The organism is Mycobacterium sp. IS-1264 (genome assembly GCF_001954195.1).
GTDB lineage: Bacteria > Actinomycetota > Actinomycetes > Mycobacteriales > Mycobacteriaceae > Mycobacterium.
The window spans coordinates 13,942-26,629 of the sequence record NZ_MBES01000054.1; the positions used below are offsets into that span (position 1 = coordinate 13,942).

The 12,688-nt window shown below is 69.1% G+C and carries 12 protein-coding genes; 7 read left to right on the plus strand and 5 right to left on the minus strand.

Annotation, left to right across the window (positions count from 1 at the left end; translation table 11 throughout):
• Nucleotides 1-9: 9 nt before the first annotated feature.
• The 4 genes from A5744_RS10900 to A5744_RS10915 all read right to left on the minus strand — a co-directional run bounded on the left by A5744_RS10900 (nt 10) and on the right by A5744_RS10915 (nt 3,445).
• Entirely contained in the window at nt 10-633 is a 624-nt protein-coding gene (locus A5744_RS10900) for a maleylpyruvate isomerase family mycothiol-dependent enzyme (protein WP_076060856.1), read from the minus strand.
• A 15-nt stretch (nt 634-648) separates the two neighbouring features.
• Nucleotides 649-1,539 carry an SDR family oxidoreductase gene (locus tag A5744_RS10905; protein ID WP_076060857.1) on the minus strand — a complete coding sequence of 297 codons (891 nt, stop codon included), beginning with the start codon at nt 1,537-1,539 and terminating at the stop codon, nt 649-651.
• A 22-nt stretch (nt 1,540-1,561) separates the two neighbouring features.
• Nucleotides 1,562-2,464, minus strand: coding sequence for a 1,4-dihydroxy-2-naphthoyl-CoA synthase (locus A5744_RS10910; RefSeq protein ID WP_076060964.1), 903 nt, complete (start codon nt 2,462-2,464; stop codon nt 1,562-1,564).
• A 99-nt stretch (nt 2,465-2,563) separates the two neighbouring features.
• Nucleotides 2,564-3,445 (minus strand): aldo/keto reductase, encoded by an 882-nt coding sequence (locus tag A5744_RS10915; RefSeq protein WP_076060859.1) that lies wholly within the window; start codon nt 3,443-3,445, stop codon nt 2,564-2,566.
• Nucleotides 3,446-3,530: 85 nt separating this feature from the next.
• On the opposite strand from A5744_RS10915, the gene A5744_RS10920 reads away from it, so the two are divergent.
• Entirely contained in the window at nt 3,531-4,079 is a 549-nt protein-coding gene (locus A5744_RS10920) for a TetR/AcrR family transcriptional regulator (RefSeq protein ID WP_076060861.1), read from the plus strand.
• Nucleotides 4,080-4,115: 36 nt separating this feature from the next.
• Here the strand turns inward: A5744_RS10920 and fadD8 are convergent, their stop codons facing one another.
• The gene (gene fadD8 / locus A5744_RS10925; RefSeq protein WP_076060862.1) at nt 4,116-5,717 is read right to left on the minus strand and encodes a fatty-acid--CoA ligase FadD8; all 1,602 of its coding nucleotides are present in this window, start codon (nt 5,715-5,717) and stop codon (nt 4,116-4,118) included.
• Nucleotides 5,718-5,835: 118 nt separating this feature from the next.
• Between fadD8 and A5744_RS10930 the strand changes: the two genes are divergently transcribed.
• The 6 genes from A5744_RS10930 (at nt 5,836) to A5744_RS10955 (ending at nt 12,642) form a co-directional block, all read left to right on the plus strand.
• The gene (locus A5744_RS10930) at nt 5,836-7,452 is read left to right on the plus strand and encodes an amidohydrolase (RefSeq protein WP_076060864.1); all 1,617 of its coding nucleotides are present in this window, start codon (nt 5,836-5,838) and stop codon (nt 7,450-7,452) included.
• On the plus strand, nt 7,410-8,420 hold the full coding sequence (locus A5744_RS10935) for an o-succinylbenzoate synthase (RefSeq protein WP_276206964.1): 1,011 nt from the start codon (nt 7,410-7,412) through the stop codon (nt 8,418-8,420). Before A5744_RS10930 ends, A5744_RS10935 begins: the two co-directional genes overlap by 43 nt.
• The gene (locus tag A5744_RS10940; protein ID WP_076060966.1) at nt 8,417-9,205 is read left to right on the plus strand and encodes an alpha/beta hydrolase; all 789 of its coding nucleotides are present in this window, start codon (nt 8,417-8,419) and stop codon (nt 9,203-9,205) included. Before A5744_RS10935 ends, A5744_RS10940 begins: the two co-directional genes overlap by 4 nt.
• Nucleotides 9,206-9,239: 34 nt before the next feature.
• The gene (gene menD, locus A5744_RS10945; RefSeq protein WP_076060868.1) at nt 9,240-10,874 is read left to right on the plus strand and encodes a 2-succinyl-5-enolpyruvyl-6-hydroxy-3-cyclohexene-1-carboxylic-acid synthase; all 1,635 of its coding nucleotides are present in this window, start codon (nt 9,240-9,242) and stop codon (nt 10,872-10,874) included.
• Between the two features lie 8 nt (nt 10,875-10,882).
• The gene (locus A5744_RS10950; protein WP_076060870.1) at nt 10,883-11,410 is read left to right on the plus strand and encodes a DUF3592 domain-containing protein; all 528 of its coding nucleotides are present in this window, start codon (nt 10,883-10,885) and stop codon (nt 11,408-11,410) included.
• A gap of 77 nt (nt 11,411-11,487) precedes the next feature.
• Nucleotides 11,488-12,642 (plus strand): glycosyltransferase family 1 protein, encoded by a 1,155-nt coding sequence (locus A5744_RS10955; RefSeq protein WP_076060968.1) that lies wholly within the window; start codon nt 11,488-11,490, stop codon nt 12,640-12,642.
• Nucleotides 12,643-12,688 lie beyond the last annotated feature (46 nt).

Sequence of the window (12,688 nt, forward strand, 5' to 3'; positions counted from 1 at the left end):
TCGTGTCTATCACGTGCACCGGCTGCGCAGGGTTTCGACGCCCGGACCGGCGAGATCATCGCACCCGGCGGCACGGCCGGTCATCGCGAGGAGCAACGACAGCAGCGGACCCTCGACCGCCTCGCCCTCTCCGTGCTGCCAGTCGTCGTCGGTGGCCTTCAGGGCGAGCCCGGCGACGCGCTTCTTGGATCCGATCAGCATGTTGGAGCCCTTGAAGAACTCGATCACCTCGCGAACCGCGTCGGGCGGGTAGGCGTGCGCAATGCCCAGCGGCCGCCGCAGGTCCTCGCCATGCACCACCACCTCACCGAGCCAGGAGGTCTTGGGGCCCGGCGGTGCCGAGGTGGAGTCCTGCAAGTCACGGAATTCGCGCAGGGTGGCGGCCGGATCGGGGCCGCGGTGCTTGGCGATCTGGGCGTTGGCGAACTTGTCGAAGCTGAACCCGGCCTTGGCCATGTTGAGAAAGAAGGTGGCCGGGTTCAGTGAGGCGGTCGCCGACAGGTGCGCGACGATGTCGCGGACCGTCCAGCCCGGGCAGAGCGACGGCGTATCCCACTGCGCCGGCTCCAGGTCGGCGAGGTCGTTGGCGAGCGCCCCGCGCTCGGCGGCGATGGTGGCCCACAGATCAGACATGGCGACCTCCCGGAGTTAATGGGAATCGTTGAGGTGGTCGGCGCGGCGTGACATGAGCGCATTGACCCAGCGGGGGCCGACGGTGTTCAACGCGTTGAGGGCGACGGCCATCCGCGGCGCGATCCGCACCGGCCGGGTGCGGGCGGCGGTGACCATCCATTCGGCGGCTTCTTCCGGGCTCAAAGCGGGCATCCCGTCATACGCCTTTGTGGGTTTGATCATAGGAGTTGCGACCAGCGGGTAGTAGAGCGTTGTCGAGTGCACGCCCTTGTGGCCCCACTCGGTTTCCACGACCCGGCCGATGGTTCCCAGCGCGGCCTTCGACGCGTTGTACACCCCGAACATCGGCGATGCCTCCGACATCACTCCCCAGGTCGAGACGTTGATGATGTGGCCGTCGCCGCGCTCGAGCATCCCGGGCGCGAGCCCGCGAATCAGCCGCAGCGGGCCGTAGTAGTTCAGCGCCATGATTCGCTCGACGTCGTGCCAGCGTTCCAGCGATTGGGCCAGCGGCCGCCGGATCGAACGGGCGGCGTTGTTGATCAAAATGTCGACGCCGCTGAGGCGCTCGTCGACCTCGGACACCAGCGCGTCGATGGCGTCCATGTCCGAGAGGTCACACGCCATCGCCGTCGCCTCGCCACCCGCGGCCGCGATCCGGTCGACCAGCGCGTCCAGCAGCTCCTGGCGGCGGGCCACGGCGAGGACGGTGGCCCCGTGTTTGGCGAACAGTTCGGCCCCGGCCTCGCCGATGCCCGACGACGCGCCGGTGAGCAGAATCCGCTTGCCGTCGAGGCTGACCGGTTTGATCGGGGGCCGGTTGACCAGAATCTGCGGCGAAATCGGCGGCCGCATGGTGGCCAGCACCAGCTGGTCGGTCAGGCGGCGAAGGGGACTCTTGCTCACCGAGGGAGTCTAAGCGCGGCCCTCAGAAGTAGCGGGGGAACGGGGTCCAGTCCGGTGGCCGCTTCTCCAGGAACGCGTCGCGGCCCTCGACGGCCTCGTCGGTCATGTACGCCAGCCGGGTGGCCTCTCCCGCGAAGAGCTGCTGACCCACCAGACCGTCGTCGAGCAGATTGAACGCGAACTTCAACATCCGTTGCGCCTGAGGCGATTTCGCGTTGATCTCGCGCGCCCACTGCGCCCCCACGCGTTCGAGCTCGGCGTGCGCGACGACCTCGTTGACCGCGCCCATCTGGTGCATCTGCTCGGCGGTGTACGCGCGGCCGAGGAAGAAGATCTCGCGGGCGAACTTCTGGCCGACCTGACGGGCCAGATACGCGCTGCCGTAACCGCCGTCGAAGCTGCCGACGTCGGCGTCGGTCTGCTTGAAGCGGGCGTGCTCGCGGCTGGCCAGGGTGAGATCGCAGACCACGTGCAGGCTGTGCCCGCCGCCGGCCGCCCACCCGTTCACCAGGCAGATGACCACCTTGGGCATGAACCGGATCAGCCGCTGCACCTCGAGGATGTGCAGCCGGCCGGCCCGGGCGGCGTCGACGGTGTCGGCGGTCTCCCCGCTCGCGTATTGATAGCCCGACCGGCCGCGGATCCGCTGATCGCCGCCGGAGCAGAACGCCCAGCCGCCGTCCTTGGGCGACGGCCCGTTACCGGTCAGCAGCACCACGCCCACGTCGGGCGACATGCGGGCGTGGTCGAGCACCCGGTACAGCTCGTCGACGGTGTGCGGCCGGAACGCGTTGCGCACCTCGGGCCGGTCAAACGCCACCCGCACCGTGGCATCGTCGACGTGGCGGTGGTAGGTGATGTCGGTCAGATCGCCGAAGCCGTCGACGGGCCGCCATGCCGTCGCGTCAAAAGGGTTGTCACTCAAGGCAGACATGACCGCAACCCTAACCGCGCCCGTCGAGCGTGACGCCACAGTCACACTCGACCGCGAACGTGACTGCAGTGTCACGTTCGAGGCAAGCACCTAGCCAACGGCATCCAGCCGTGCGACGGCGTCGGCGCTCAGCGTGACGTTCCCCGCGCCGATGTTCTCCTCGAGGTGCGCGATCGAGCGAGTGCCCGGAATCAGCAATGTGTTCGGTGCATGAGCCAAGATCCAGGCCAACCCGACTTGCGCGGGTGTGACCCCGAGTTCGCCGGCGATGTCGATCACCACAGCGTTGTCGGTGGTCTTGGGGACGCCCGGGAAGGCCGACCCCAGCGGAAAGTACGGAACCCATGCGATGCCCTCAGCCTCACACAGCTCCAGCGCGTCTTCGGCGCTGCGGTCGAGCAGACTGTAGGCGTCCTGTACGCAGGCGATGCCCGCAGGCAACGCCCGACGCACGATGTCGCGCGGCACGCTGCTGATCCCGATCGCCCCGATCTTGCCCTCGTCGCGCAGGGCGATCATCTCGGCCAACTGGTCATCGAGGTCGATCTTCTGGTCTTCCTCGACTTCCGGCCTGGGCCCCAGGTCGTGGCGGCGCAGGTTGACCACGGGTACACAGTCGAGTCCGAGTTGGCGCAGGTCGTCCTCGACAGCCGCGCGCAATTCGGCGGGCTTCTGCGCCGACGCCAGGGGCATCGGTTGTTCGCCGGTCCACCGGGCGCCGACCTTGCTGACGATGACGAGGTCTTCCGGATAGGGGGCCAAAGCCTGTCGGATCCGGCGGTTCACCTCGCCGGGGCCGTAGAACGATGCGGTGTCGATGTGGTTGACGCCGAGCTCGACCGCGCGACGCAGGACCGCCGCGGCGTCGGTATCGGACGTGCCCTCGAACAGCTGCATGGCGCCGTAGCCGACCCGCGCGACGGTATTCGTGCCAATGCTGCTCTGGCCGCCGGGGCGAGCTTTGTCTGTCATGGTGCTCCCAATCTCGTGAGACACTGGAGAAATGCGGAGGCCCCTCCGCTTAGTCGATGGTAGCAGAAACGGAGGACCCTCCGCTTTGTCAGGCAGTGCCCGGTCGGATGCGCGCCGCAACCGCGAAAGGTTGCTCGAGGCGGCGACCGCGGCGTTCACCGCCGCGAACGGTGGGCCGGTCGCGCTCGAGTCGATCGCCCGCGACGCCGGTGTCGGTATCGGCACGCTCTACCGCCACTTCCCGAATCGGGAAGCCCTCGTCGAGGCGATCTACCGTGCGGAGCTCGCTGAGGTGGCGGCCGCGGCCGAGCGGCTGCTCAAGAGGCATCCGCCGAAGACCGCCCTGCGCCGCTGGATGGACCGCTACGCCAGCTTCGTGGCCGCCAAGCGCGGGATGGCCGAGTCGCTGCAGGCCATCTTCGACTCCGGCGCCATGGAGCCGAGCCAGACTCGCAACAGCATTGTCGCCGCGACCGACACGCTGTTGCGGGCAGGGGCGGAGGACGGCAGCCTCCGCTCCGATGTGGCGGCCGACGACGTCGTGTCCAGCCTGATCGGAATCTTTCTCGTTAGCGGTTCGCCGGAGCAGACGGGCCGCATGCTCGACCTGCTGGTGGCGGGGATCGCCGCCTGAGGGAGCGCCCGGCCAGCCGGGCGCCCGGCAACTAACTCAGCCGACCGCGCGTCCCGCGCCTTCCCAGAACTGCGCGCGGACGGCCTTCTTGTCCGGCTTGCCCAGCCCGGTCAACGGCAGGGACTCGGCGATGACCACCCGCTTGGGGGACTGCACCGAGCCCTTGCGGTCTTTGACCGCGGCCTGGATCTCGGCGGTCATCGCCTCGATCGCGGCGTCGTCGCGGGCCGCATCGGAGCGCAGCACCACCACGGCGGTGACGGCCTCGCCCCATTTGTCGTCCGGGGTCCCGACGACACAGACCTGCGCGACGGCCGGATGTTCGGCGACGACGTCCTCGACCTCGCGGGGAAACACATTGAAGCCGCCGGTGACGATCATGTCCTTGACCCGGTCGACGATGAAGTAGAAGCCATCCTCGTCCTCGCGGGCCATGTCGCCGGTGTGCAGCCAACCGTCTTTAAAAGTCTTCGACGTCTCGTCAGGTAAATTCCAGTAGCCGCCGGCCAATAACGGTCCGCTGACACAGATTTCGCCAGGCTCGCCCTGCGGCACCGGCTTGCCGTCCTCACCCAGCAGCGCGACCCGCGCGAAAAGCGTTGGGCGCCCACAGGATGTCAGCCGCTTCTCGTCGTGATCGGCCTTGGGAAGGTAGGTGATCACCATCGGCGCCTCGGACTGCCCGTAGTACTGGGCGAAGATCGGGCCGAACCGCCGGATCGCCTCGGCCAGCCGCACCGGGTTGATCGCCGAGGCGCCGTAGTACACGGTCTCCAGCGACGACAGGTCGCGGGTGTGCGAATCCGGATGATCCATCAGCGCGTACAGCATCGACGGCACCAGCATGGTCGCCGTAATGCGTTGCTCTTCAATGACTCTCAGCACCTCGGCGGGATCGAACTTGGCCAGCACGATCATCTGGCCACCCTTGACCAGGGTGGGCGTGAAAAATGCCGCCCCGGCATGCGACAGCGGCGTGCACATCAGGAAGCGCGGGTTCTCCGGCCATTCCCATTCGGCGAGCTGGATCGACGTCATGGTGGCGATGTTGCCGGTGGTGCCGATCACGCCCTTGGGCTTGCCGGTGGTGCCGCCGGTGTAGGTCAGGCCGCCGATGTGGTTGGGGGGCAGGTCGGCAACGACCAGCGGCTTCGGCTCGTACTTGGCGGCCTCGGCGGACAGGTCGACGGCCACGCCGCTCAAAGCCTCGGGAACCGGGCCGATGGTGAGGATCTGCTTCAAGGAGTCCACCTTTTCCAGCAGTCCCAGAGCGCGCTCGACGAAATTCGGGTTGGGGTCGATGATCAGCGCGCTGGCCCCGGCGTCGTTGAGCACGTAGGCATGGTCGTCGAGCGAGCCGAGCGGGTGCAGCGCGGTGCGCCGATAACCCTGGGTCTGGCTGGCGCCGAGGATCATCAGGACCTCGGGACGGTTGAGCGACAGCAGGCCGACCGTGACGCCGGTGCCGGCGCCCAGTGCCTCGAACGCCTGCGTGTACTGGCTGATCCGCTCGGCCAGCTGGCCGCCGGTCAGCGTGGTGTCGCCCAGGAAGAGCACCGGCTTGTTCTTATGGCGCTTGAGCGAGCCCACCAGCAGGTGGCCGTTGTGGGTCGGGTTGCGCAGCAGCTCGTCACCCATTGCGCCGCTCCTCCTCATCACTTCGTTCTGCATCGTCGCCGGCGTGACTCATGGCCCAAGACTAGAACGTGTTGCAATTCGGGTCGGTCGGACCCTGGGATCACTAGGATTCCTGCACATGGCTGGGGCCGATCTCAAGGCAGATGTCGTCATCACCGGAACCGTGCTGACCGTCGACGACGGGCGCCCCACCGCCGAGGCCGTGGCCGTCGCCGATGGCCGGATCACCGCCGTCGGCACCCGGTCCGACGTCGAGGGCCTGATAGGCCCCGGCACCCAGACCATCGACTTCGGCGACGCCTGCGTCATGCCGGGATTCGTTGAGGCGCACGGCCATCCGCTGATGGAGGCCGTCGCGCTGTCGGACCGGATCGTCGACATCCGCCCGGTCACCCTCCGGGGCGCCGACGACGTCGTCGCGGCCGTCCGGCGCGAAGTGGGAAAGCGCGGCGCGGACGGCGCCTACCTCAACGGCTGGGATCCGCTCCTGCAGCCCGGACTTCCGGAGCCGACGCTGGCCTGGCTCGACGAAATCGCGCCCGACGGGCCACTGGTGATCATCCACAACTCCGGGCACAAGGCCTTCTTCAACTCGCACGCCGCCCGCCTCAACGGGCTGACCCGCGACACGCCGGATCCCAAGGGCGCCCGGTTCGGCCGCGACGCCGGCGGGGAACTCGACGGCACCGCCGAGGAGATCGGCGCGGTGTTTCCCCTGTTGGCCGGCGCCGTCCAGCCCGCCGACTACCCGGCGATGCTGCACGCCGAATGCGCCCGGCTCAACCGCGCCGGGCTGACCACCTGCTCGGAGATGGCGTTCGACCCCGCGTTCCGGCCGCTGGTCGAGCAACTGCGCGGCGAGCTCACGGTGCGGCTGCGCACCTACGAGATCTCCAACCCGCAGATGTCGACCACCGCGGCACCGGGCGGCGGCGACGACATGCTGCGCCAGGTCGGCATCAAGATCTGGGTCGACGGGTCACCGTGGGTCGGCAACATCGCCCTGTCCTTCCCCTACCTGGACACCGATGCGACCCGCACCATCGGCGTGACGCCCGGCTCGTGCGGATGCGCCAACTACACCGCCGAGCAGCTGACCGAAATCGTCGGCGCCTACTTTCCGCTCGGCTGGCAGATGGCCTGCCATGTGCACGGCGACAACGGCGTTGACACCATCCTGGATGTCTACGAAAAAGCACTGCAGCGCTGGCCCCGTCCAGACCACCGGCTGCGGCTCGAGCACGTCGGCGCCATCCGGCCCGAACAACTCAAACGCGCCGCCGAGCTCGGCGTCACCTGCAGCATCTTCGTCGACCAGATCCACTACTGGGGTGACGTCATTGTCGACGGCCTGTTCGGACCCGAGCGCGGATCCCGTTGGATGCCAGCGGGATCCGCGGTCGCCACGGGGATGCGCATCTCGCTGCACAACGACCCACCGGTCACGCCCGAGGAGCCGCTGCGCAACATCAGCGTGGCCGCGACCCGGACGGCGCCCAGCGGCCGGGTGTTGGCGCCCGAGGAGCGCCTGACGGTCGAGCAGGCGATCCGCGCGCAGACCATCGACGCCGCCTGGCAGCTGTTCGCCGACGACGTGATCGGCTCGCTGGAGGTCGGCAAGTACGCGGACATGGTGGTGTTGTCGGCCGATCCCCGCGCCGTGCCGCCCGAGCGGATCGCCGAGCTCGACGTGTGCGCCACGTTTCTGGCGGGCCGCCAGGTCTACCGCCGGTGAAGCCCGCACTGGACGACCTGCTGGACCGCCTGCACGTGGTGGCGCTGCCCATGCGGGTGCGTTTCCGCGGCATCACCACCCGCGAGGTCGCGCTGATCGAGGGCCCGGCGGGCTGGGGCGAATTCGGTGCGTTCGTGGAATACGGGCCCGCCGAGGCCGCCGCGTGGCTGGCGTCGGGTATCGAGGCCGCCTACCGCCGCCCGCCGCCGGCGCGACGCGACCGGATTGCGATCAACGCCACCGTGCCGGCCGTTTCCGCCGATGAGGTCGGCGAGGTGCTGGCGCGGTTCCCGGGGGCGCGCACGGCCAAGGTAAAGGTCGCCGAACCGGGACAGACGATCGCCGACGACGTCGAGCGCGTCAACGCCGTGCGGGAGCTGTGCCCCAACGTGCGGGTGGACGCCAACGGCGGCTGGACCGTCGAACAGGCCGTACGGGCCGCGGCCGCCCTGACCGCCGACGGCCCGCTCGAGTATCTCGAGCAACCCTGCGCCACCGTCGACGAACTCGCCGAACTGCGCCGGCGGATCGACGTGCCGATCGCCGCCGACGAAAGCATCCGCAAAGCCGACGACCCGCTGGCCGTCGTCCGCGCTCGCGCTGCCGACGTCGCGGTGCTGAAAGTTGCTCCGCTGGGCGGGGTTTCGGCGCTGCTCGACATCGCCGCGCGGATCGACATCCCCGTCGTGGTCTCCAGTGCGCTGGACTCGGCGGTCGGCATAAGCCATGGCCTGACCGCCGCCGCGGCGCTACCGCAACTCCGGCATGCGTGCGGGCTGGGCACCGGCGGCCTGTTCGCCGAGGACGTCGCCGAGCGCGCCGCACCCGTCGACGGGAGCCTGGCCGTCGCGCCGGTGACGCCGGATCCCGCGCGGCTGGGGGCGCTGGGCGCGCCGCCGGAGCGGCGGCAGTGGTGGATCGACCGGGTCAAGGCCTGCCACCCGCTGCTTGTAACGTGCTCCGAGTGACCAACCTGGCTTACGACGACCGCGGGACGGGCGAACCCGTCGTCTTCATCGCAGGCCACGGCGGTGCCGGACGCACTTGGCTGCCGCATCAGGTGCCGGCGTTTCTGGCGGCGGGGTATCGCTGCATCACCTTCGACAATCGCGGGATCGGTGCCACCGAGAACGACGAAGGGTTCACGACGCAGACCATGGTCGCCGACACGGCGGCCCTGATCGAAAAGCTGGGCGCAGCACCGGCCCGCCTCGTCGGCGTCTCGATGGGCTCCTACATCGCCCAGGAACTCATGGTGGCCCGGCCCGATCTGGTGAGCGCCGCGGTGCTGATGGCGACGCGCGGCCGCCTGGACCGCGCGCGGGAGTTCTTTCACCAAGCCGAGAACGAGTTCTTCTCGTCCGGTGTCAAGCTGCCCGCCGGCTATGAAGCGAAAATGCGCTTGATGGAAAGCTTTTCGCGCAAGACCCTCAACGACGACGTGGCGGTCGCGGACTGGATCGCGATGTTCAGCACGTGGCCGGCCAAGCAAACCCCGGGAACGCGCTGCCAGCTGAACATCTCTCCGCAGACCAATCGGCTGCCCGCCTACCGCGCCATCTCGGCGCCGGTGCTGGTCATCGGGTTCGGCGACGACCTGGTGACCCCGCCGCACCTGGGGCGCGAGGTGGCCGACGCCATCCCCAACGGCCGCTACGTGCAGATCCCCGACACCGGTCACCTCGGCTTCTTCGAGCGGCCGGAGGTCGTCAACGCCGAGATGTTGAAGTTCTTCGCCGACGACAAGGCCTGAGGCCAGTTCAGCGGCCCTGTGACACCCTGTAGGAGTGAACCCCTCGACGACACAGGCCCGCGTCGTCGTTGACGAGCTGATCCGCGGCGGCGTCCGCGACGTGGTGCTATGCCCCGGCTCGCGCAATGCCCCGCTGGCGTTCGCGTTACAGGACGCCGATCGTTCCGGCCGGCTCCGGTTGCACGTCCGCATCGACGAGCGCACCGCCGGCTATCTGGCCATCGGTCTGGCGATCGCGGCCGACGCGCCGGTGTGCGTCGCGATGACGTCGGGCACCGCCGTGGCCAACCTCGGCCCGGCGGTGGTGGAGGCCAACTACGCGCGGGTGCCGCTGATCGTGCTCTCGGCCAACCGGCCCTACGAATTGCTCGGCACCGGGGCCAACCAGACCATGGAGCAGCTGGGCTACTTCGGCACCCAGGTTCGCGCCACCATCAGCCTGGGCCTGGCCGAGGACGCGCCCGAGCGCCTGCCCGAGTTCAACGCCACCTGGCGATCGGCCACCTGCCGAGTGTTGGTGGCCGCCACGGGTTCTCGCACCGCCAACGCCGGTCCCGTGCACTTCGACATCCCGCTGCGCGAGCCGCTGGTGCCGGATCCGGAACCACAAGCGGTGACGCCGCCCGGCCGGCCCGGCGGCAAACCGTGGACCTACACCCCTGCGGTCAGCTTCGACCAGCCGCTCGACATCGACCTGTCGCCCGACACGGTCGTCATCGCCGGGCATGGGGCGGGCGCGCAGCCCGAGCTGGCGCAGTTGCCTACCGTCGCCGAGCCGACGGCCCCGCCGCCGGCCAACCCGCTGCATCCGCTGGCGCTGCCGCTGCTGCGCCCCAAGCAGGTGATCATGCTGGGCCGCCCGACCCTGCACCGGCCGGTGTCGGCGCTGCTTGCCGACCCGCAGGTGCCGGTGTACGCGCTGACCACCGGGCCGCGCTGGCCCGACGTCTCGGGTAACTCGCAGGCCACCGGCACCCGGGCCGTCACCACCGGGACGCCGAATCCGGCGTGGCTGCACCGCTGCGCGGAGATGAACCGCCACGCCGTCACCGCGGTCCGGGGCCAGCTCGCGGCCCACCCGCTGACCACCGGCCTGCATGTCGCGGCCGCGGTCGCCGACGCGCTGCGCCCGGGCGACCAGCTGGTGCTCGGGGCGTCAAACCCGGTGCGCGACGCGGCCCTGGTCGGCCTGAACACGCACGGCATCAAGGTCCTGTCCAACCGTGGCGTCGCCGGCATCGACGGGACGGTCTCGACCGCGATCGGGGCGGCACTGGCCCATGAGGGGCCCCATGACGGGCGCACCGTCGCGCTCATCGGTGACCTCACGTTCGTCCACGATAGCTCCGGGCTGTTGATCGGCCCCACCGAGCCGACACCGCGGCGCCTGACCATCGTGGTGTCCAACGACAACGGCGGCGGCATCTTCGAACTCCTCGAGCAGGGCGACCCGCGGTTCTCCGACGTGTCGTCGCGGATCTTCGGGACGCCGCACGATGTCGACGTGGGCGCGCTGTGTCGCGCCTACCACGTGGAGAGCCGGCAGATCGAGGTCGAAGAGCTCAACGCGGCCCTCGACGAACCCGGGGCCGGTATGCGGGTGCTGGAAGTCAAGGCGGACCGGTCTTCCCTGCGGCAGCTGCACGCCGCCATCAAGGCGGCCCTATGAGGATCGGTGTGATATCGCCGAAGACGTTGTTGCGCATCCTCATTCACGGCCGCAGTGATGAACCGCCGAAGACCCGCGCGAGAATCGCGTTGCGGTGGGTGCGCATTGCCGTGCTGATCGTGGCCGGCTTGGTCACGCTGCAGTCGGTGCTGCTGGTCGCCGGCGCCTGGCGCGACGACATTGCCATCCAACGCAACATGGGCGTCGCGCAGGCCGAAGTGCTCAGCGCCGGGCCACGGCGATCCACGATCGAATTCGTCACGCCCGAGCGAATCACGTATCGGCCCGAGCTGGGCGTGCTGTATCCGTCGGAATTGTCTACCGGCATGCGGATTTACGTCGAATACAACAAACGGGATCCGAACCTGGTCCGCGTGCAGCACCGCAACGCCGGGCTCGCGATCATCCCGGCGGGCTCCATCGCGGTGGTGGCCTGGCTGGCCGCCGGCGCCGTGTTGGCCGTTCTGGCGCTGCTGGACAGGCGGCTGGACGGACGCGCCAAGGTCGCCTCGGAGCCCGGAGAATCGCCGTCGTAGGGCGTTAAGCAGCAGATTTCGCGCCCCGTATGCCCGTCGGCAACCTTGGCGACAGCCAATGCTGGCATGGTGATGGCGTGCGCGTTGCAATCGTCGCCGAATCATTCCTCCCCAATGTCAACGGTGTCAGCAATTCGGTGCTGCGCGTCCTGGAGCATCTGCGCCGCACCGGTCACGAAGCCCTTGTGATCGCACCGGACAATCCGCCGGGCCAGCCCCGGGCGGATCGGGTTCACGACGGCGTGCGGATACATCGGGTGCCGTCGCGGATGTTCCCCAAGGTGACCACGTTACCGCTCGGTGTGCCGACGCCCCGGATGCTCAGCGTGCTACGCGGTTTCGATCCCGACGTCATGCACCTCGCGTCTCCGGCGCTGCTCGGTTACGGCGGAGTGAAGGCGGCCCGGCGGCTGGGGGTGCCGACGGTCGCGGTGTACCAAACCGACGTCCCCGGTTTTGCGGCCAGCTACGGGATTCCGATGACGGCACGCGCGGCGTGGGCGTGGTTCCGCCACCTGCACAGCCTCGCCGACCGCACCCTGGCCCCATCCAGCGTGACAATGGAATCTCTTGTGGCCCATCGGTTTCCGCGGGTGCACCGATGGGCACGCGGCGTCGACGTGCTGCGATTCGCGCCGTCGGCGCGCAGCGAGGCCCTGCGCCGGCGGTGGTCGCCGCAGGGCAAGCCCATTGTCGGGTTCGTCGGCCGCCTCGCGCCGGAAAAGCACGCCGAGCGGTTGGCCGCGCTGAGGACCGACGACTCGGTGCAGCTCGTCATCGTCGGCGACGGCGTCGACCAACGCAAACTGCAGTTGGCAATGCCCACAGCGGTTTTCACCGGTGCGCTGTATGGCGAGGAGCTCGCCGAAGCATATGCCAGCATGGACGTCTTCGTGCACACCGGCGAGCACGAGACGTTCTGCCAAGTCGTGCAGGAAGCGCTGGCGTCGGGACTGCCGGTGATCGCCCCCGACGCCGGCGGACCGCGTGACCTGATCGCTCCTTGGCGGACCGGACTCCTGTTGGGAGTCAACGAGTTCGAGGCGCGGTTACCCGGCGCCGTCGCGCACCTGCTCCAAGAACGCCACCGCTATTCGCACGCCGCTCGGCGCAGCGTACTCGGCCGCAGCTGGCCGGTCATCTGCGACGAGCTGCTCGGCCACTACGAGGCCGTTCTTTCGCCATACGCCCCGGCGCGCATGTCGTTCCGGCGGCACGCGCAGGGTGAGTGAAGATCGCCGGATACGACGAAAGTATTTGTGTCCGGGCGGTTTGGGC